Source organism: Paenibacillus sp. MAHUQ-45 (assembly GCF_058133325.1).
On sequence record NZ_JBYUPV010000004.1, the window covers coordinates 12,274 to 32,258 of the forward strand.

Sequence of the window (19,985 nt, forward strand, 5' to 3'; positions counted from 1 at the left end):
AAAATATATAGATGCTGATATTTATCCCCAATGCACAGCATGAAGGGACAAAAAAATATGGATAAATTTGAATTGTTCACAACTTTATCCACAGCTTGTTGATAATATATAGAGCAATCAAATCTATTCACATTCAAAAGTAATACCATCATAGCAAAAGCACCCCTGTTTTTCAATGATTCGGGCTATTTTATCCACAAATTCAATCACTTGTGTACAAAATTTAAGAACAACACTACATATTGTTGATAAAGTGTTCACCGTTCGACAGGAACTGTCAGACGTTCGATATTTTTATACACAGGTTGTTCTAGTCTGCGGACAATCGACTTCTTTTTTTAATCACAGGTGGATAAGTGTAGAACGCTGTGGATTATTTTTTTGACGGATGGGGATTGTGGATAATAACGTTCTATATAGAGGGAGAGGAAGACTGCAAAGACAGGTTGACTTTTGACCGTGTGTTGTGTTTAAATATATAAAGGTGTTTTCTGTGAGGATATGTCTTCAACCATTTAAATGATGATACTGTAGATACTGTCCCTACTTTAAGGACGGCCAAGCCGTTTCTGCTTAGATATGACAGTAATTAAGATCCTGTAAGGGAGGTGCAATACATGAGACCGACGTTCAAACCGAATGTGAGCAAACGCAAGAAGGTACATGGTTTCCGCAAAAGAATGAGCACGAAAAACGGCCGTAAAGTGCTGGCAGCTCGCCGCCTGAAAGGCAGAAAAGTTCTGAGTGCGTAAGTTAGGCCATTAAGGACCACTGCGGTGGTCTTTTTTTCAACATATAAGACAGTATTTGATCTATATTCGTACTCCGCTTTCTTATAGTTCAGAGGTGAAACGGGTATCGTCTTTCGGAAAGGGCGGTACCCGTTTTTCGCTTGTTACATTCATACTTTTCCGGTGAAACCCTGCGAAGGTCTAGATTACGCTAGTATGCGTCGGCTACACTTTGTGGGGCTATTCGTATATGTACCTATATAGGAAGTAATCCGAATTGTCGGACCGTTAAGCCAGGCTGCCCAATCTATGTACAAGCTGCCGTTTACGGCTATCGCCGGGTGAGTATACTACTAAATAGAAGGAAAAATTCCGGAACGCCTAAAACAGACCGGTCTTTTCAAGTAAGGAGATTCTCGTGCACAAAAGTTTGCGATTACGAAACCGCGCCGACTTCAGTCGCGTATATCGACATGGAAAGTCATTTGCCAACCACCAATTCGTGGTGTATTGGTTCAATAGAAAAGAGGTGGAGCGTTTCCGGCTTGGGGTGTCAGTCAGCAAAAAGGTAGGGAACGCTGTTGTCCGCAACCGGATGCGAAGAGTCGTGAAGGAGATCGTTAGGCATCATGAGCCAGAGATCGCAAGCGGCCTGGATCTGGTGTTTATTGTGCGAAAAGGGGCTCTGTCCATGGAATACGCAGAACTTGAGAAAAGTGTGCTCCATGTGCTTCGCAAAGCCAAGCTACTCAAGGCTTCTCGCAAATAAGAAGGGCCGAAGAGGCTTGTTTATTTGTATTCATAATTATGGTATGATTTACGGTGCAATGGAATGTTCAAGAGAGGGGTTTTGAAGTGTCTCTAATGAAGACTAGACGAGGAAAATGGTTCTTCCTCATCGCTGTAATGGTGTTGATGATCGCTGTCTTGTCCGGTTGCGCTCCGTCAGCCACTGTTACACACACTACGGAGGATTTAAAGAATGGCGGTTTCTGGCAAAGTAACGTTGTTTATTATTTTGCTATATCGCTGGACACATTCGCAAAGTGGTTTAACGGACAATATGGACTAGCCGTACTTGTTATGGTTCTTATTGTGCGCACGCTGATCTTGCCGCTTACGATGAAACAGGTAAAGAGTTCGCGTGCGATGCAGGCCATACAACCGGAACTCCAGAAAATCCAGAAAAAATATAAAGACACACCTGAAAAAGTGCAACAAGAAACAATGCGTCTCTTCCAGGAAAACAAGGTTAACCCAATGGCGGGATGTCTGCCGCTAATCGTACAAATGCCGATTTTCATCGCGCTGTACAACTCGATTTATTACAACCCGCATCTGCGTGAGCATTCATTCTTGTGGTTAGAGCTTGGTAAGCCGGATCATCTGTTTATTCTCCCGGCATTGGCTGCGATAACAACATTCTTGCAGACTCGCATGATGACGAAGATGAACCCGATGCAGCAGCAGGGACCTATGCAGTTCATGATGATGGTATATCCTGTCCTGATTTTCATCATGTCCTATAATTTCCCGTCCGCTCTTCCGTTGTACTGGTTCTATAGTAACCTCTACACCATTGTTCAGAACTACTTCTTATACCGCAACAACGATAAAAATAAAATCGCTGTCGTAAACTCCGCTAATGACAAGGAAGTAAGCTCTGCGAAGAGTAAGAATGCATCTTCCTCGAAAGGGAATGGCAGCAAGGCATCGAAGGGGGCTAAAAAGTCGAAATGAGCAAAGTCGTCGCGACAGGAAAAACCATTGATGAAGCTGTAGAACGGGGAATGACCCAGCTTGGAGTTAACAGGGACCGCGTTACGGTCAATGTGCTTGAACAGCCCTCAAGAGGATTCCTGGGATTGATCGGTGCGAAAGAGGCCAAGGTTGAAGTGACCTTGATCCCTGCACCGGCGCCCGCGGCGAGTGCTCCGTCAGTGCCTCAGCAGTCAGCCAGAGAAAGTACACAGGAGGCTATCGGCGGTGTACCACGCCAAGATTCCGGACAACCGGGGGAAGAAGCTTACCAGCAAGCTGTACGTTTCATTGTGGACGTCGCCAAGAGCATGGGGCTCACGGTGGAAGTAGAAATCGTCCATACTAAGGAATCGACTACTCTGCAAATATCCGGTCCTGATCTTGGACTGGTCATTGGCAGAAGAGGACAAACGCTTGACGCCTTGCAGTATCTGGCGAATATCGTAGCCAATCGCTATTCCGACAGCTTCATTCGTCTGGTCCTGGATGCTGAGAATTTCCGGGAACGGCGCAAGAAAACGCTGGAGGAGCTGGCCGATCGGCTTGCAGGACGTGTCGTCCGCACCCGCAAAGAGGTGGTGCTGGAGCCGATGTCGCCTCAAGAACGGAAGATTATTCATTCCAGACTGCAGGATCACAAGCAAGTGAACACACTCAGTAAAGGCGAGGAACCTAATCGCCGCGTCGTAATTACTTTGAAGTAGAGACTATATGCCGCAATGACTCCTAGTCCAAACTAAGGGGTCATTGCTTTTTTACAAATAAAACAGATTATATTAGATGAATAAAAGAGTGAAACAAAAAGCGAGAAGGAACGAAGGGGAAGTTTGGAACTGTAGAAGCGATAGCGATCGCCTGAAAGCTTTTCGTAGAAAAGCTGGCATCGAAAGCACAAGCTGTCCCCGGATTTCAACCGCTAGAAGCGGTTTATATAGAAGAAATCTGGGGACAACAGCGACCGAAAGTCCAAACATTCTCCGTAGTGACGACTGAGCCTTATATTCGTATCTTAAGTTCATCTTATATAGTTTGTCATATAACGAGGTGAAAGACAGCATGTTCAGCGATACTATAGCCGCCGTCTCGACAGCACTCGGAGAAGGCGGTATTGCCATTATTCGGGTAAGCGGCCCGGAGGCTATCCCTCAGGTAGCACCCTTATTCCGCAGCAGGGTTCCATTGACAGAAGCGGAGTCCCATACGGTTCATTACGGGCATATCGTCAGCCCTGAGAACGGAGAAGCCATGGAAGAAGTGCTGGTGACCGTGATGAAGGGTCCTCGTTCCTTTACAACCGAGGATGTTGTGGAGATCAGTGCCCATGGCGGGATTATTTCAGTACGCCGCGTGATGGACCTTCTGCTACAGCAGGAGATCAGACTCGCCGAGCCAGGGGAGTTCACTAAACGGGCTTTCCTGGGAGGAAGAATCGACCTGACACAGGCTGAGGCGGTTATTGACCTTATCCGTTCCAAATCAGATCGTGCCTTCTCAGTAGCACTGAAGCAAGTTAGCGGCTCCCTGTCGGAGCGAATTCACGCCCTTCGTCATACTTTAATTGAGACGTTAGCACATATAGAGGTTAATATCGATTATCCCGAACACGACGTGGAGTCATTGACGGCTGAGTTTATTAAGGACAAGAGTAGTGAAGTGATGGAAGGTATCACTAGATTACTGAAGACTGCAAGTGAAGGCAAAATTCTTCGCGAGGGTATTACGACAGCGATTGTTGGGCGCCCTAACGTCGGTAAATCCTCACTCCTTAACGCATTGGCTCGGGATAACAAAGCGATTGTTACGGATATTCCCGGGACTACGCGTGATGTCATTGAAGAATATGTAACCATCAATAACATTCCTTTGAAGCTGCTCGATACCGCGGGTATCCGTGAGACAATGGATATTGTAGAGCAGATCGGGGTGGAGCGTTCTAAGGCTGCGGTCACCGGAGCCGATCTGATTCTGCTTGTGCTGAACGCCAACGAAGAGCTGCATGAAGACGAATTGGCACTGATGGAACAAATCCACGGTAGACAATGCCTGGTGATCATGAATAAAATGGACTTACCGTCCAAATTAGATAAGGCCAAACTGCTGACCTATTTTGAAGAAAGCAGTATTGTTCCGATGTCCGTTCTGGAAGAGGAAGGTCTGGATAAACTGGAAGATGCTATTTCAACACTGTTCTTCGGCGGCAAGCTGGAGTCCGGTGATTTGACATATGTGAGCAACGTCAGACATATCGCCCTGCTGAAAAAAGCGTACAAATCGCTGCAGGATGCTTATGATGCGGCGGAGCAGTTCATTCCGATCGACATGATTCAAATTGATGTGCGACTGGCTTGGGAACAGCTTGGCGAGATTGTCGGCGATACTGCCGCTGATTCGCTGCTCGACCAAATTTTCTCGCAATTCTGTTTGGGTAAATAAGCTTACAACCAAAATTGAGGTTATCTCTTACGAACAGAGCCGTTACAGGTTCGAAAGGTTCTTACGACCACTGTTAAATGCCGATTTCATGATGTGTTTGGTTAATGGTTGAAATCGGTCTTTAAAGGCGGCCACTTCGTTTCTACAGAATCTTTTCGACCCTCCGCTATGTTCTGGGAGGACACATTTAGGTTGAGCCATTAATTATAATATAGGAGGAAACAGGACATGAGTTATGATGGAGGCAGCTATGACGTAATCGTCATCGGCGCCGGTCATGCCGGATGCGAAGCAGCTCTGGCTGCCGCCCGAATGGGCTGCAGTACATTAATGATCACGATCAACCTGGATATGGTGGCATTCATGCCCTGTAATCCGTCTATTGGCGGACCCGCTAAAGGACATGTGGTGCGTGAGATTGACGCGCTTGGCGGCGAGATGGGCCGTAATATAGATAAGACTTATATACAACTGCGGATGTTGAATACAGGGAAGGGGCCGGCTGTACATGCTCTGCGTGCACAGGCAGACAAGTTCCTCTATCAACATGCGATGAAAGAAACGATGGAGAAGACACCCAACCTGACGCTGCGTCAGGGGATGGTAGAGCAACTAATTATTGAAGACGGCCAGTGCACGGGTGTTATTACGAAGACTGGCACGGAATATCACAGCAAGTCCGTTATTCTGACTACGGGTACTTATTTGCGGGGTAAGGTGATTATGGGTGAACTCATGTATGAGAGCGGACCTAACAATCAACAACCATCCATTAAGCTATCCGAGCATTTGCGTGAGCTGGGCTTTGAACTGGCTCGCTTCAAGACGGGCACACCACCGCGCGTGCACAAAGATAGTATCGATTTCTCCAAGACGGAGATTCAACCGGGAGACAGCAAGCCTAAGTTCTTCTCCTTTGAAACGAAATCGTCCGATAACGAACAGCTTCCTTGCTGGTTGACTTATACTTCGGAAGAGACACATCAGATCATCAACGACAACCTGCACCGGGCGCCTATGTTCACGGGAGTTATTGAAGGAACCGGTCCGCGTTACTGTCCATCCATTGAGGATAAGGTAGTCCGGTTCAGTGACAAGTCAAAGCATCAAATTTTCCTGGAGCCAGAAGGCAAAAACACATCGGAATACTATGTACAGGGTCTGTCCACCAGTCTTCCCGAAGATGTGCAATTGGCTATACTTCGTTCTATTCCGGGTATGGAAAAAGTAGAGATGATGCGTAATGGTTACGCCATCGAATATGATGCCATGGTGCCTACCCAGCTCTGGCCATCTCTAGAAACGAAACGTCTGCCTGGCTTATTCACAGCCGGACAAATTAACGGAACTTCCGGTTATGAAGAAGCGGCAGGACAAGGGGTTATCGCTGGTATTAACGCTGCGCGCAAGGTTCAAGGCAAAGAGCCTGTTATCCTGGACCGTTCGCAAGGCTATATCGGTGTGCTGATTGATGACCTTGTAACCAAGGGAACGAACGAGCCGTATCGACTGCTCACATCGCGGGCTGAATATCGTCTGCTGCTCCGCCATGATAATGCAGATTTGCGTCTGACGCCGATCGGTTATGACATCGGATTGATTACGCAGGAACGTTATGATGCTTTTCTTGATAAGAAGGAGCGGGTGGAGCGTGAAATTATCCGCCTGCAAGAAACCAAGGTGAAGCCAACAGAAATTAATTCCATCCTGGAACAGTATGAATCCGCGCCTATTGTGGATGGTAGCAATCTGCTTGTCCTCATGCGTCGTCCGGAAGTGGATTATAGTTTGGTCGACCAATTCTCCCCATCTCCTGTTGAGCTGGACGAGGACATGAAGGAGCAAGTAGGAATCCAGATTAAATACTCGGGTTATATTGAGAAGCAACTGCAGCATGTGGAGCGTCTGCAAAAGATGGAGAAGAAGAAGCTTCCTGAAGATATTAATTACAATGAGATTCACGGCATTGCCATGGAAGCTCGTCAGAAGCTCTCCAACATCCGTCCAATCTCTATTGGTCAGGCTTCCCGGATCTCCGGAGTAACTCCAGCAGATATTTCAATTCTCCTTGTGTATCTGGAGCATTATAACCGGGTGACGGCGGCGAAAGGATAAGTTATGGATCAGACTGTAGCACAATTTACAGAGCTTCTGGAGCAGCATGGGATAAGACTGAATTCCACTCAGCTGCATCAATTCGAGCTTTATTATCAAGAATTGGTATCCTGGAATGAGAAGATGAATCTGACCGGGATTACCGAACGAGATCAGGTCTATACCAAGCACTTTTACGATTCTATTTCGCTGGCCTTTTACCTCAATCTGGAGGAGAGAGGAAGCTTGGCGGATATCGGCTCGGGTGCGGGCTTTCCAGGTATTCCTCTGAAAATATGCTTCCCCCATCTAAAGCTGACGATTGTGGATTCTCTCAGCAAGCGGATCAAATTCCTCCAGCATATCTGCGATACGTTGCAGCTGGAGGGTGTACAGCTAATTCATGGACGTGCTGAAGATATCGCTAGACAGGGTGCTCACCGCGATGCTTATGACGTAGTGACAGCCCGGGCAGTGGCACGGATGGCACTGCTGAACGAGTTCTGTCTTCCTTTTGTCAAGAAGGATGGCGTCTTCGCAGCCATGAAGGGCAGCGATCCTGCTGAGGAATTAACGGAAGCCAAGTACAGCTTGAAGGAATTGCGAGGCCAACTTATTAAGGTAGAGCCTTTCAAACTTCCTGTAGAGGAATCGGCGCGGCACATTATTCTGGTTAGTAAGACAGCTACTACACCAGCGAAGTATCCGCGTAAGGCGGGAATTCCCGCCAAGACACCTTTGGTATAAATGTTTCACGTGAAACATCAGCAGCTATAGATTTATCGTGATATCCCAAGAGTCGCTCTCATCGTTGAAGATGAGGGCGGCTTTTTTTATGAAGACAAAAATGTGTTGTAGATCCTGAGCCTTCCCTTGTGAGCAGTTCATAAACTGTGATTTCGGTATACGGCATTAAAGTGTTGGCCGTCATATGTGAAATGAACAAAGCACCTGCTTTGATTATTCGGGAGTGGTAGCTGAACGGAGAGAGCGATAGGGATCATTTTGCTTCTTAATGGAGAGGGGTGCCTATTATAAGCTGAACTCAAGAAAGAAAACGAAAAGTGAGAAAGAGTGAAGGGGAGATTGTAACTGTAGGAGGGATAGCGATCCCCTGAAATTGTTTCGTAGGAAGGCTAGCTTCGGAAGCATAGCTTATCTTCGTATTTCAATCGCTAGCAGGGGTTAAATAGAAGTCTGGGAACTACAGCGATCGGAAGTCCAAGCTTCACCGGAACGACGCCGATCCCAAAGTTAGTCCCTTAAGTTCAATAAATAGATGTCCTTTTCTTTAAAAAATAGTGGGGCTTATGCAAAAGGTGAGAAGGGCTTATGTCTAAGGGCAATATTTAAAGTAGCAATGCAAGAGACGACACCTCCTTGTGAAATGTAAAGAGACGCATATTTGATAAATGCAGGAAAAATAGGTCTTTACGGAGAATAGGATTATAGAAGAAAAAGTGATAGAATAATATAGTAAGAATTTTATAGCGGAATAAGGCTCTCTTCGGCATTTATAGCGGGGGAGAGGGAAGAACTTGCTGGCCTAGGCGAGCAGTTTCCATTGCTGTACGATATGCTTTTACCGGGAAAAAGGTCAAGAAGATCGTACTATAACGAAATTAGGTGGTTATGAACGGAATGAAAGAACAATTCACCAAGCTTTTTGGATTTACCGAGCGGAGCAGCGGAGATGAGGTCAAACAAATCCCGGTTCATGAGGTCATCAGCAGTCCTTATCAGCCACGGACGATATTTGATGACGAGAAGATAGACGAGCTGTGCCAGACGATAAAGACACATGGCGTGATTCAACCTATAGTGGTTCGTATGCGCGATTCACAGTATGAGATCATTGCCGGTGAACGTCGCTGGCGGGCTGTGAAGAAGCTCGGTATGGAGACCATTCCAGCTATTGTTCGCGAGTTCAATAATTCCCAGGCGGCCTCTATTGCATTGATTGAGAACCTGCAGCGCGAAGATCTGACCGCTATCGAGGAAGCCTACGCGTATCAGAAATTGATTGATTTACATCAATTGACCCAGGAAAGCCTGGCGCAACGGATCGGTAAGAGCCAATCTACTATCGCTAATAAAATCAGACTGCTTCAGCTTCCTGAAGAAGTGAAGACAGCGCTTATGGAACGCCAGATAACAGAAAGACATGCACGTTCATTGTTGTCTCTGGATAGTCTGGAAATGCAGCTGAAGGTTCTGGAGGAGATTATCTCCAAGGGATTGAATGTTAAACAAACAGAAGCGCGTATCGCATTTTATAAAGAAGTATCACAAATTAAAAAAACAAAACGGGTTTCCTATACAAAGGATGTTCGTCTAGCTCTTAATACAATTCGTCAATCTATTGATATGGTGTCAGGCTCGGGGATGGAAATCAAAACGTCGGAGAACGACCGTGGTGACCATTACGAGATTGTAATCCAAATTCCTAAAAGATAAATTGTTTCAATAGCTGAAGGCGACCCGGTGGTGTTTGGTCGCCTTTTCTGTGGCTTAGCCAAGGATGTACAGCGAATATTCATAATGTTATACCGCCTGCTTCTTCGGAAAGGCATCCATAGATGCTTTGCTTATAATTCTCGCAGAAAGTGATGCTGTCCATCAGGTCAGCAACGCCGTTTCTACTTGCGACCTACAAGAAGACTCTTCCTAACTATTCGAGGTGAAATAAGTGTCCAAGATTATTGCCATAGCAAATCAAAAGGGTGGTGTCGGTAAAACAACGACCTCTGTGAATCTGGGTGCCGGCATGGCTACTCTGGGAAAGAGAGTGCTTCTTGTCGATATCGACCCTCAAGGCAACACTACCAGCGGCGTTGGCATCAACAAAGCAGATGTAGCAAATTGCATTTATGATATTCTAATCAATGAAGCCGAACCCGGGGAAACGATTCTGGAGACCACAATTGAGGGTCTACATATCATTCCTGCCACCATTCAGCTCGCAGGTGCGGAGATTGAATTGGTATCCACCATCTCACGGGAGCTCAAGCTGAAGAAAGCCCTGAATGCAGTTAAGGCGAATTATGATTACATCATTATTGACTGTCCGCCTTCGTTGGGGATATTAACCATTAACTCTTTGACTGCTGCGGACTCTGTGATTATACCGATCCAGTGTGAGTATTATGCGCTTGAAGGATTGAGTCAACTATTGAACACGGTACGACTTGTTCAGAAGAACTTGAATCCTCAACTGAAGATTGAAGGCGTACTACTGACTATGCTGGATGCTCGGACCAATCTGGGAATTCAAGTCATTGAAGAGGTTAAGAAGTATTTCCAGGAAAAGGTATATAAAACGATTATTCCACGAAATGTACGGCTTAGTGAGGCTCCGTCTCATGGACAGTCTATCATTACGTATGATTCCCGCTCTAAGGGAGCGGAAGTGTATTTAGAGTTGGCAAAGGAAGTGATTTCTTATGAGTAAGCGTTTGGGTAAAGGGCTGGATGCATTGATCCCGTCCCTGTCTATTAATGAAGATGATAAGGTGGTAGAAATCTCGTTAGGACAGCTTCGCGCTAACCCTTATCAGCCTCGTAAAGATTTCAACGAAGAGGCCATTCAGGAATTGGCAGAATCCATTCGGCAACATGGTGTCATCCAACCGATCATTGTACGCAGTGTGCTAAAGGGGTATGAGATTATTGCCGGGGAACGCAGATTCCGTGCTTCCCAATACTGTGGCAAAGCAACCATCCCGGCGGTTGTTCGCAACCTGAGTGATCAGCAGGTTATGGAGATTGCGTTGATCGAGAACTTGCAGCGCGAGAATCTGAATGCTATGGAAATCGCTGTTGCCTACCAAGGTCTGATGGATCAGTTCTCGTTAACTCAAGAGGAACTTTCTCTCAAAGTTGGAAAATCTAGATCGCATATCGCAAATTTCTTGCGGCTGCTATCTTTGCCAGAGGAAGTAAAGGAATATGTTTCACGTGGAACAATTTCTATGGGACATGCTCGTGCTATCGTCGCATTGAAGGATGCTGAACTGGTCAAACAGTTGGCTAAGCAGTGTGTGGAGCAAGAGTGGAGCGTGCGGGAACTTGAGGAAACGGTGAAAAATCTGGATCGCAAACCGGCAGGCGCGAACAAGACGAAAACCGTGAAACGTGATCCTTATATCGATAATGTTGAAGAGTTGTTGCGAGAACGATTCAAGACAACCGTTAAGATCAAGCAGGGCAAAGAAAGAGGAAAGATCGAGCTGAATTACTACAGCGCCCAAGACTTGGAAAGACTTTTGGAGTTGTTGGGTAACCTATGAGCACTAGGTATTGAAAAACATATCCTGAGATATCCTGGAACGGATAAGGAGGGGTATGTTTTTTAAAGTCAAATCAATTTCATAATGCGGATTTCAATCCGAATAGGTCGATGATCAAAGTCTCACTTATGGATTTATGGAATTGATTCAGTCAAAATAGAATGGAAGGTGGCGGAGCGTGGAAAAGTTGGTGTACCTGGATCATGCAGCCACTTCTTGGCCTAAACCACCAGAGGTAGCTTCAGCTATGATGGATGCCCTGCAGCATTCCGGAGCGAATGCAGGTAGAGGTAATCATTCCCTGGCTATGGGCGCTGGACGTGTGTTGATGCGGACTCGCAGTTTATTGGCGGATTTATTCGGAGTGTCCAATGCGCAGGATATTGCTTTTACTCACAACACGACTATGGGTCTTAATATGGCAATCAGAGGGGCATTGCGTGCTGGGGACCATGTCATCGCGACAATGACTGAACATAATTCTGTTCGCCGTCCGTTGGAGTATTTGCGGAAGACTCAGGAGCTTGAAGTGGATTACATTCGGGTGAATGAGGAAGGGCAGCTTAATCTGCAGGAATTGCAGACGGCATTTAAGCATAATACTAAGATGGTTATCTGTAATCACAGCTCCAACCTGTTAGGCAGTATTCTTCCGATAGGTGATATTGGTGATCTGGCAAAAGCTCATGGCGCAATATTTCTGGTGGATGGTGCACAGAGCGCAGGGGCGCTAGATATTGATGTGTCTTCGATGAACATTGATCTGCTAGCATTTCCTGGACATAAGGGATTGCTGGGTCCGCAAGGAACGGGTGGGTTGTATATTGCACCACATCTGGATCTGGAGCCGCTAATGCTTGGAGGGACGGGAAGTCAGTCTGAGAATATCGAACAGCCTTTGGTCCGCCCAGACAGGTATGAAGCAGGGACACAGAACGCAGTGGGGATAGCCGGGCTCATGGCAGGTGTGAAAAAAGTCAGATCTATTGGAGTAAACGTAATTCACGAACGGGAATGGAGTCTGACTCAAACGCTGATGGAGGGTCTGTCCATCATTCCAGGTATTCGACTGTTAGGTCCTGCGCTTGGGGCCCCGCGAAGTGGTATTGTGTCCTTCGTGATTGAAGGGCATGACTCTGCTGAAATTGCTCATCGACTGGATCGTGAATACAATATAGCTGTACGCGCAGGGATGCATTGTACGCCTTTGGCCCACACGGCAGTGAATACGCTGACCAGTGGGGCCGTCAGGGCAAGTGTAGGTGTTGATTCAACCGAACAAGATATAAGTAGAATGCTGGCAGCTATGAAAGAACTCTACGGTAGTGCCCGCAGCACCAAATAAAAAGGATGGTCCGTTCATGTCAGAAATGAATCAATTGATTAATGAGCAGTTACAGTGGTTTGTATTGGGGTTCACGGTGTTAATTCTGGTGCTGTTGATTGTGGCCATGGTGCAGGGTAGCAGACTGCGTAAAATGAAACGCAGATACGAGGCGATGATGACCGCCACAGGGGTAGAAGATCTGGAAAGCTTGCTGATTGATTTGAAAAATCAAAGCGATATGCTGGAAGATGGAATGCGTGATCAAGCTGCCCAATTGGAGGCTGCCCAGTTGAAAATTCGCAGTATGAAATCCAATGTAGCGCTAAAGCGTTACAATGCTTTTGGTGAACGGGGCAGCGACCTGAGCTTCTCCCTGGCTGTTCTGGACGATGAGCGCAGTGGGGTCGTGCTGACCAGCCTCCACAACCGTGAGAACTCCTACATTTATTCCAAGCCACTACAGAACGGTGAATCGCAATACCCGCTGTCCCCGGAGGAAAAAGAGGTTATTGCTCTCGCGCAGCAGCGGTCTTAGAATGAAGATTCCATTGCTTCAGGGCAGAATAGAGGCTGGAAGCGATAATGTCTGACAATCGCATCACCAGACTTAATCGGGTGTTCTGAAGTACAAAGTATTCCATAAAGCCGCCGACGTTAACGATTCCTGTCAAATGGATATCGCCTACCGGCGGCAATTGTTTATTTACGCCAGCACCAGGCTTGAGTGGACCGTCCACGACTTGTATGCACCCAACACTGGTGGAATGGCCCAAGCAGGCGTCAATTCCAATAATGAACGGATTGCTGTATCTATCATTTATTAGTGCCAGGGTCTCTTCAAGATTCACGGCATGGACAGGTTCCTCCAGAGTTCCGTAGAGCTCGAATAACGGGCTGTGAAAGCGGGTGAGTGCTGTGCCTACAAGCGGTCCGAGAGAATCGCCTGTACTGCGGTCTGTGCCGATGCAGACGACCACAATCTGAGTGTCAGCAGTGGTGCGGGCAAAATGGAAGAGCAGTCTGTGCGTGATGGCGGAATAGATATCAGGATCAGTATGTGATATTTTTAAACAGGACAATTCTTGCATGGATGATGCTTTGGGCGAGTTCATCTCATCTTCCTTTCTGATGCTGATTCTATTTGATGATATCTAGTATATGGATGGAAGAACGATTTTATACTATGGCAGCAAGAGATAGGACAAGATACCCAAAAAGGAGGCGTGAGAGCGATGGAGGATGAGATGTTGATTGCTTTTGACTCTACCCAGCAGGCGCTGCGCGCCGAAATGCTGCTTGAGTATGCAGAGCTTGAGATTGATATCTTTCCAACCCCGAAGGAGATTACAGCGGGCTGTGCGATCTCCATTCAGTTCGAAGGGGATAAGCTGGATGAGGTAAGGCATATTATTGTGGATCAACGGATTGAGATTCGTGGGATTTATGGGAAGAATACTGAAGGGTATGTTCTGATTGAAAGTGGGGGAGAACACCATGAATAGATGGGTGCTTGAAGCTACGACTGAGGGTCAGGTACAGGCTGCACTTCGTTTTAAAGATAAGATCTGGAATCTGATTACGGATGTTGAGATGTGGACCAATATATTATTCTCTGGTTTGAGACTTCTCCTTATTTTTATCCTGACAAGGGTCATTATTAAGGTAGTCTATAAGGTGATAGATCGTTCTCTTGATCGAAAAACAGGGGGAAGGCTTCTTGCGAACACCCGAAGGTTCACTACCGTAGGTGAATTGCTCAAAAATGTGGTGACGGTCATCTGCAATTTTGTGATGATCCTGCTGCTTCTTTCAGAGTTCAACTTTAATCTGGCACCGCTATTGGCCAGCGCAGGGGTTCTTGGGCTTGCGATCGGATTCGGGGCACAGAGTCTGGTGAAGGATGTCATTACCGGCTTCTTTATTATCCTGGAGGACCAGTTTGCAGTTGGCGATGTTATTCAGACGGGCACATATAAAGGGACTGTGGAGCTGATTGGACTCCGAACCACCAAGCTGCTTAGTTCTACTGGGGAGATGCATATTATCCCGAATGGCTCCATTACGAATGTTACCAACTATTCCTTGGCTAATGCACTAGCGGTAGTTGATGTACCGGTTAAAATGGAACGAAGCCTGGAGTCCACACTTGGCCTTATCGCTGAGGCGCTGAAGGGGATTGAAGAACGTAACGCCAATGTCTTGTCTTACCCTAATATACTGGGCATCCAGTCGATGAGTACCTCTGAGTATGTGATCCGTGTGGCAGCGAATTGTCTACCCAATGCCCGCGATGAGGCACAGCGACAAATCCAAAGCGATATCAAGCACGCACTGGAGAAACAATACGAACTGGAACTCGCTGAGGCCGAAGCTGAGGCGCGCGAGAAGGCCGAGTCTGAGGAATGTGCGGAAGGGGACAAGACGGCCACAGAAGCGACTGAAGAAGGTCAGAAGCCGGGTGGCGTTCAAGGGCGCCAACAGGCGGCTGCAACACTGGAAAAAGGGGAGGAAGAGAAGTAATGGAACGTAAGGTATTTCAGCTTGGTGATGTGGTACAGATGAAGAAACCTCATCCCTGTGGTACCAATGAAATGGAGATTATCCGCATGGGGATGGACATTCGTGTGAAATGCACGGGCTGCCAGCACAGCGTGCTAATTCCTCGCGCCAAGTTCGAGAAGAATCTGAAGAAGGTCCTGCGGTCAGCCGAGGGCGGGACTAGCAATAATTAGGCTTGCAATAAGACAAGCTGCATGTTAAAATAAACCTTGCTGCGGAGAGGTACCCAAGAGGCCTAAGGGGGCTGACTCGAAATCAGTTAGGCGTGTCAAAGCGTGCGTGGGTTCGAATCCCACTCTCTCCGCCATTTAGATCTTAATATCAACTATCGAAGCCTTCGTTCCCCGAACGAAGGCTTTTTTGTTTCAATTTTTTTGAAAAACGTTTTGTTGTCCCGAACAAACAAAAAGAAGGACCCGGGGGTCCTTCTTTAGGAGGCAGCACATTTTTGATGTTCGGAATTTCTCTGTCTAAGCCCTAAAGTGACGATAGGCTTCGTGCTCGCTGCCGCTTTTTTAAGGCGGCAGCTGTTACTGTTCCCAACTTACAATAGATGCTGATTCAGAATTCCAGTGATTTGGTTCGACTACGAAGTCCAACGGAACCACACCTCTCTTTTGTACTGCCTGAGAATAGTATGTGCCAGCTGAGTTTTTTTATACATCCCTTTTTAAAAAAATTAATGGACCCGTGCTTTCTCAACCTTTTTCCACTTGCGGTTCTTATTGGTGGTTTCGGGAAAGGTATCACCCTTGTCCATGTGAATTCGCTTCGGATTCTGGATCTCAGTGTGGAAGCTGCGCGCTTCTCCGACCTCTGTGTACATACCGGGGTTAGGGGCTTTATCGCCCTTTTCGTATTCTGTCTTCTCACCCATGGTTATCATCCTCCTCTTGAGTAATTAAGTCCGTCTTTATTGTGTGCGGAGAGGGAGGGGTTCATGTACAGTAGCAAAGGATTGACTGCATCCAGAATATAGCTTGCACTCGACTGTTCATTTTGGTATATTAATATGGTTCGAGTTAATGTTTGTGCTCGATCCTTGCTCCTGACTCGATCAGGGGCCGCAGACCATAAGGAGGTGAAATTTATGCGCAAATACGAAGTGATGTACATTATTCGTCCTGACATTGAACAAGAAGCCGTTCAAGCAGCAGTCGAAAAATTCCAAGGCATCATCTCCAATGGCGGGGAAATTACAAAGCACGACGTGCAAGGTAAACGCCGTCTTGCGTATGAGATCAAGAAATTCCGTGATGGCGTTTATGTTTTGGTTAACTTCACTGCAGAACCTGCAGTTGTTACCGAATTGGAACGTATCATGAAGATTTCCGACGAAGTTATTCGTTATCTCATCACGAACGACGTTGCCTAAGATTTTGACAAGCTTTGTAATCAATCGCTCTAAAGGAGGGGAACAGAATTGTTGAACCGTATCATTCTGATCGGACGGTTGACCCGTGACCCAGAACTTCGTTATACTCCCGCTGGTGTTGCCGTAACACAGTTTACGCTTGCCGTAGACCGTAACTTTACGGGCCAGAACGGTGAACGTGAGGCAGACTTCATTCCAGTTGTAACTTGGAGACAGCTTGCAGAGACCTGTGCCAATTATTTGCGCAAAGGACGTCTGGCAGCCGTAGAAGGACGCATCCAAGTACGGAATTACGAGAATAACGAAGGCAAACGTGTATACGTTACTGAAGTTATTGCCGATAATGTCCGTTTCCTGGAATCATCGCAGAACCGTGAAGGTGGAAATACTTCAAGTGGTGCAGGTATGCCTGAAGAACCATTCTATGGTGGTGGCTCTGGTAATGGCGGTAACAGTGGACGCGGAAATAACAACAATTTCTCGCGTAACAACAATACTCAAGATCCTTTTTCGGGCGATGGTAAACCGATTGATATATCGGATGATGATTTGCCATTTTAATAAGGAAGGACTGAACTGACATGGCTTTCAAACAAAGAGAAGGCGGAGACAACGACAAGAGACCAGCACGTCGTGGTGGACGCAACAAGCGTAAAAAAGTATGTTACTTCACTGTGAACAAGATTACTCACATTGATTATAAAGATACTGAGCTTCTCAAGAAATTCATCAGCGAACGCGGAAAGATTTTGCCGCGTCGTGTAACAGGCACAAGTGCAAAATACCAACGTGCTCTTACCATTGCTGTAAAACGCTCGCGTCAAATCGCGTTGCTGCCTTACACAACGGAATAGTACGCTTTACAGAGGCAGCCGGGCAACCGGCTGTCTTTTTTGTTGTGCTCAGATTGTTGTGCTCAGACTGTTGTGTTCAGGAAAGGCGCCATAACTGACGTGTTCATTGCATCGACCCGAGAAGTTTGACGTTAACTGGATAATGTAGTAAATTACAATTATCCGATAACTAAAGGGGAAATTTTGATGTTGGTGAGCGTTCTTAACTAAGCAATTTCATATCACCTGAGGAAAAGGCAGCAAGGCCCGTCTTAACAATAAGGCGTGCTCTGTTTGAGTTCGCATGTTAGCGGTCTCTGATATCCGAAGGGTGAATGAGTTAGTTAAGAACACACGAAGCGTCGAATAGCCTGTTTACGGCTGTTGTTCTCTTTGTATTTAACCGTGCTCTTGCAGCACGGTTTTTTTGGTTCCATGGCCTCTGCAGCAGTTATGCAGTGTCCACAGGAGCTTAACAAAGGACAAAAGCTGGAAATGAGGGCAAGGACTGCCGTAGTGGCATTCTTTGCCCTTTTTTGCGTTGTGGGACAGTTAGGGACGAAGTGAAAGCAAGCCAAAGGAGGCAGGTAGCTTGGATAGACAAAGTATGGACACATTGGAATACAGATCTATTAAAGAGGAGCTTGGACATCACGCGGTTTCTTATGTTGGGAAGTGTTATGTTCAGGAATTGGCACCGATGAAGAACCTTGTGGGGATAAGGAGAGCGCTTGAAGAAACTGAAGAGGCCAGAGCTCTTCTGGATAGAGGGGCAAGTGTCCCCATTCCTTCGCTGGAAGGCATGGAATGGCTTATGTCCCTGATAGGAACAGGATATCTTTACAGTGAGAAGGATTTCACGGCGGTGGCCACTTTTCTGAACAGTTGCAGTCAGCTGCGCAAATATATGGCCTCCAAGGAGCAAATCGCTCCACGGATTGGCGCTTATGCGTCCTCGCTGATGGAGCTAAGGCAGGTACAGGATGAAATTAACCGCTGCATTCGTTTTGGTGCCATTGATGATGGAGCCAGTAAGGGGCTGGAACGGGCGCGAAAACGTCTGAAGGCGACCCGGCTGCGTCTGCAAAGAAAAATTGAGGGGATTATGTCCCGTCACCAGTCTATTTTGCAGGAACAGCTTTTCAGTATGCGTAACGGTCGATATGTCATACCAGTGAAACGGGAGTATCACAAGCAAGTCAAAGGGAGTGTGCTGGATCAGTCCACAAGTGGGCAGACAGTCTACGTGGAGCCTGATGAGGTGGCAGCGCTCCAGAACGAGCTGGATCTGCTGTCGGCAGAAGAAGCACGCGAGGAGGCCATAATTTTGAGCATGCTGACTGGTCTTGTAGAGGGGGAACAGGAAGCGCTACGGCTGAATATTGAGGTCACCGGGACGTATGATTTCATCTTCGCCAAAGCCAAATATGCCCGGAGTATCGGGGGAATCGCCGTTAAGCTGAATGAGCAAGGGGTTCTGGTCATGAACGGTGGACGGCATCCGCTGCTTAAAGAGATGATTCCCATCAACCTGAGCGTTGGCAGTGGCTATCAATCCCTGATTGTGACTGGACCTAATACGGGCGGGAAAACGGTGGTGCTTAAGACATTAGGCCTGCTGACGCTTATGGTACAATCTGGCCTGCTGATTCCGGTGGCGGAAGACAGCGAGTTTCCTATTTTCACCGAGATCATGAGCGTAATTGGAGATGGACAGAGTCTGGCGCAATCGCTCAGCACATTCTCGGCACAGATGAAGAGTATTGAAGGTATGCTGCGACATGCCGGGAAGGGCGTTCTGTTGTTGATTGACGAACTGTCGGCAGGTACTGACCCCGGGGAAGGGATCGCCCTCTCCATCGCGATTCTGGAAGAGCTGAGCCGCCAAGGGGCGAATATCATCGTCACTACTCATTATAATGAGTTGAAAAGCTTTGCCGCAGCCACTCCCGGATTTCAGAATGCACGAATGGAGTTTGACAAAGACACATTGCAGCCATTATATCGGCTAACCATCGGTGAAGCGGGTGAAAGCTATGCCTTGCAAATTGCAGAGAAGCTTGGTATTCGGGCCGAGGTGATCCGTCGTTCTCGGCAAATTGTAGAAGCACAGCAGGGGCAAGATCAGGAGACTACCATTCCATGGAATACCAAGCTTGTAAACCAAGCCAATGAGAAGGCACAGATAACGGGGAATGAGAATAAGAAAGGGTCGGAGGGCCAACAGCTTCAAGCTCCAAAACGGGATTTTGAAATAGGAGATGCCGTATTTGTTAGCTCGCTGGGGAGAACAGGTATTGTCTGCGCACCACGAGATTCGCTAGGGATGGTCGGCATAATGATTCAGAAACAGCGCCTAAGCGTCAATCATAAACGTCTTAAGCCGTACATTTCGAAGGAGGAGCTGTATCCGGAGGATTACGATATGGATATTATTTTTGAGAGCAAGGAGAACCGCAAGAAACGCAAGCTGATGAGCCGCAAGCACGTGGAAGGACTGACTGTCGAGCTGAAAGAGGATCGATAAAAAAACAACAAAGTTACAAGGGTCTGCCTGACGGGGCAGGCTCTTTTTCTCGCTAT

21 protein-coding genes and 1 tRNA gene are annotated in these 19,985 nt (G+C 47.0%); 20 read left to right on the forward strand and 2 right to left on the reverse strand.

Translation table 11 applies throughout. The features are described from left to right. Positions 1–617: 617 nt before the first annotated feature. The 12 genes from rpmH to AC3Y23_RS10970 all read left to right on the forward strand — a co-directional run bounded on the left by rpmH (position 618) and on the right by AC3Y23_RS10970 (position 13,170). Complete coding sequence (rpmH, locus tag AC3Y23_RS10915; RefSeq protein WP_019914530.1) at positions 618–752, forward strand: 50S ribosomal protein L34; 135 nt, start codon at positions 618–620, stop codon at positions 750–752. A 397-nt stretch (positions 753–1,149) separates the two neighbouring features. After that, positions 1,150–1,500, forward strand: coding sequence for a ribonuclease P protein component (gene rnpA / locus AC3Y23_RS10920; protein WP_379198647.1), 351 nt, complete (start codon positions 1,150–1,152; stop codon positions 1,498–1,500). An 86-nt stretch (positions 1,501–1,586) separates the two neighbouring features. Then, on the forward strand, positions 1,587–2,471 hold the full coding sequence (locus tag AC3Y23_RS10925; RefSeq protein WP_379198649.1) for a YidC/Oxa1 family membrane protein insertase: 885 nt from the start codon (positions 1,587–1,589) through the stop codon (positions 2,469–2,471). Continuing rightward, positions 2,468–3,196, forward strand: coding sequence for an RNA-binding cell elongation regulator Jag/EloR (jag, locus tag AC3Y23_RS10930; RefSeq protein ID WP_379198651.1), 729 nt, complete (start codon positions 2,468–2,470; stop codon positions 3,194–3,196). The genes AC3Y23_RS10925 and jag overlap by 4 nt, the downstream gene beginning before the upstream one ends. Before the next feature lie 352 nt (positions 3,197–3,548). Further along, complete coding sequence (gene mnmE / locus AC3Y23_RS10935) at positions 3,549–4,925, forward strand: tRNA uridine-5-carboxymethylaminomethyl(34) synthesis GTPase MnmE (protein WP_379198653.1); 1,377 nt, start codon at positions 3,549–3,551, stop codon at positions 4,923–4,925. Between the two features lie 228 nt (positions 4,926–5,153). Further along, complete coding sequence (gene mnmG / locus AC3Y23_RS10940) at positions 5,154–7,040, forward strand: tRNA uridine-5-carboxymethylaminomethyl(34) synthesis enzyme MnmG (protein WP_379198655.1); 1,887 nt, start codon at positions 5,154–5,156, stop codon at positions 7,038–7,040. Between the two features lie 3 nt (positions 7,041–7,043). Further along, entirely contained in the window at positions 7,044–7,766 is a 723-nt protein-coding gene (gene rsmG / locus AC3Y23_RS10945; RefSeq protein ID WP_379198657.1) for a 16S rRNA (guanine(527)-N(7))-methyltransferase RsmG, read from the forward strand. Between the two features lie 894 nt (positions 7,767–8,660). Next, positions 8,661–9,476: a nucleoid occlusion protein gene (gene noc / locus AC3Y23_RS10950; RefSeq protein WP_379198659.1), complete on the forward strand. Its 816-nt coding sequence runs from the start codon at positions 8,661–8,663 to the stop codon at positions 9,474–9,476. A gap of 232 nt (positions 9,477–9,708) precedes the next feature. Further along, entirely contained in the window at positions 9,709–10,470 is a 762-nt protein-coding gene (locus AC3Y23_RS10955) for a ParA family protein (protein ID WP_379198661.1), read from the forward strand. After that, complete coding sequence (locus AC3Y23_RS10960) at positions 10,463–11,308, forward strand: ParB/RepB/Spo0J family partition protein (protein ID WP_379198663.1); 846 nt, start codon at positions 10,463–10,465, stop codon at positions 11,306–11,308. The genes AC3Y23_RS10955 and AC3Y23_RS10960 overlap by 8 nt, the downstream gene beginning before the upstream one ends. A gap of 178 nt (positions 11,309–11,486) precedes the next feature. Then, a complete protein-coding gene (locus AC3Y23_RS10965) occupies positions 11,487–12,653 on the forward strand; it encodes an aminotransferase class V-fold PLP-dependent enzyme (RefSeq protein ID WP_379198665.1) in 1,167 nt (388 codons plus the stop codon). A gap of 16 nt (positions 12,654–12,669) precedes the next feature. Further along, positions 12,670–13,170: a DUF4446 family protein gene (locus AC3Y23_RS10970; RefSeq protein ID WP_379198667.1), complete on the forward strand. Its 501-nt coding sequence runs from the start codon at positions 12,670–12,672 to the stop codon at positions 13,168–13,170. On the opposite strand, the gene yyaC is transcribed toward AC3Y23_RS10970, so the two are convergent. After that, the gene (yyaC, locus tag AC3Y23_RS10975; RefSeq protein ID WP_379198669.1) at positions 13,142–13,747 is read right to left on the reverse strand and encodes a spore protease YyaC; all 606 of its coding nucleotides are present in this window, start codon (positions 13,745–13,747) and stop codon (positions 13,142–13,144) included. The genes AC3Y23_RS10970 and yyaC overlap by 29 nt on opposite strands. Positions 13,748–13,867: 120 nt before the next feature. On the opposite strand from yyaC, the gene AC3Y23_RS10980 reads away from it, so the two are divergent. From AC3Y23_RS10980 to AC3Y23_RS10995, 4 genes are all read left to right on the forward strand, one after another. Beyond that, entirely contained in the window at positions 13,868–14,137 is a 270-nt protein-coding gene (locus AC3Y23_RS10980; RefSeq protein WP_379198671.1) for a putative Se/S carrier protein, read from the forward strand. Further along, positions 14,130–15,155 carry a mechanosensitive ion channel family protein gene (locus AC3Y23_RS10985; RefSeq protein WP_379198673.1) on the forward strand — a complete coding sequence of 342 codons (1,026 nt, stop codon included), beginning with the start codon at positions 14,130–14,132 and terminating at the stop codon, positions 15,153–15,155. The genes AC3Y23_RS10980 and AC3Y23_RS10985 overlap by 8 nt, the downstream gene beginning before the upstream one ends. Beyond that, positions 15,155–15,367, forward strand: coding sequence for a DUF951 domain-containing protein (locus tag AC3Y23_RS10990; protein WP_379198675.1), 213 nt, complete (start codon positions 15,155–15,157; stop codon positions 15,365–15,367). Before AC3Y23_RS10985 ends, AC3Y23_RS10990 begins: the two co-directional genes overlap by 1 nt. A gap of 43 nt (positions 15,368–15,410) precedes the next feature. Continuing rightward, positions 15,411–15,501: transfer RNA gene (locus tag AC3Y23_RS10995), tRNA-Ser, on the forward strand. A 372-nt stretch (positions 15,502–15,873) separates the two neighbouring features. On the opposite strand, the gene AC3Y23_RS11000 is transcribed toward AC3Y23_RS10995, so the two are convergent. Beyond that, complete coding sequence (locus AC3Y23_RS11000) at positions 15,874–16,071, reverse strand: YjzC family protein (protein ID WP_379198677.1); 198 nt, start codon at positions 16,069–16,071, stop codon at positions 15,874–15,876. A 213-nt stretch (positions 16,072–16,284) separates the two neighbouring features. Here AC3Y23_RS11000 and rpsF point away from each other — a divergent pair, with 213 nt between their 5' ends. The 4 genes from rpsF to AC3Y23_RS11020 all read left to right on the forward strand — a co-directional run bounded on the left by rpsF (position 16,285) and on the right by AC3Y23_RS11020 (position 19,929). Further along, the gene (rpsF, locus tag AC3Y23_RS11005; protein ID WP_025706808.1) at positions 16,285–16,569 is read left to right on the forward strand and encodes a 30S ribosomal protein S6; all 285 of its coding nucleotides are present in this window, start codon (positions 16,285–16,287) and stop codon (positions 16,567–16,569) included. Between the two features lie 48 nt (positions 16,570–16,617). Beyond that, a complete protein-coding gene (gene ssb, locus AC3Y23_RS11010; protein WP_379198680.1) occupies positions 16,618–17,130 on the forward strand; it encodes a single-stranded DNA-binding protein in 513 nt (170 codons plus the stop codon). Positions 17,131–17,150: 20 nt separating this feature from the next. Beyond that, complete coding sequence (gene rpsR / locus AC3Y23_RS11015; RefSeq protein WP_019914552.1) at positions 17,151–17,423, forward strand: 30S ribosomal protein S18; 273 nt, start codon at positions 17,151–17,153, stop codon at positions 17,421–17,423. A gap of 571 nt (positions 17,424–17,994) precedes the next feature. After that, positions 17,995–19,929, forward strand: a complete 1,935-nt coding sequence (locus AC3Y23_RS11020) for an endonuclease MutS2 (protein WP_379198682.1) — start codon at positions 17,995–17,997, stop codon at positions 19,927–19,929. The last annotated feature ends 56 nt before the right edge of the window (positions 19,930–19,985 follow it).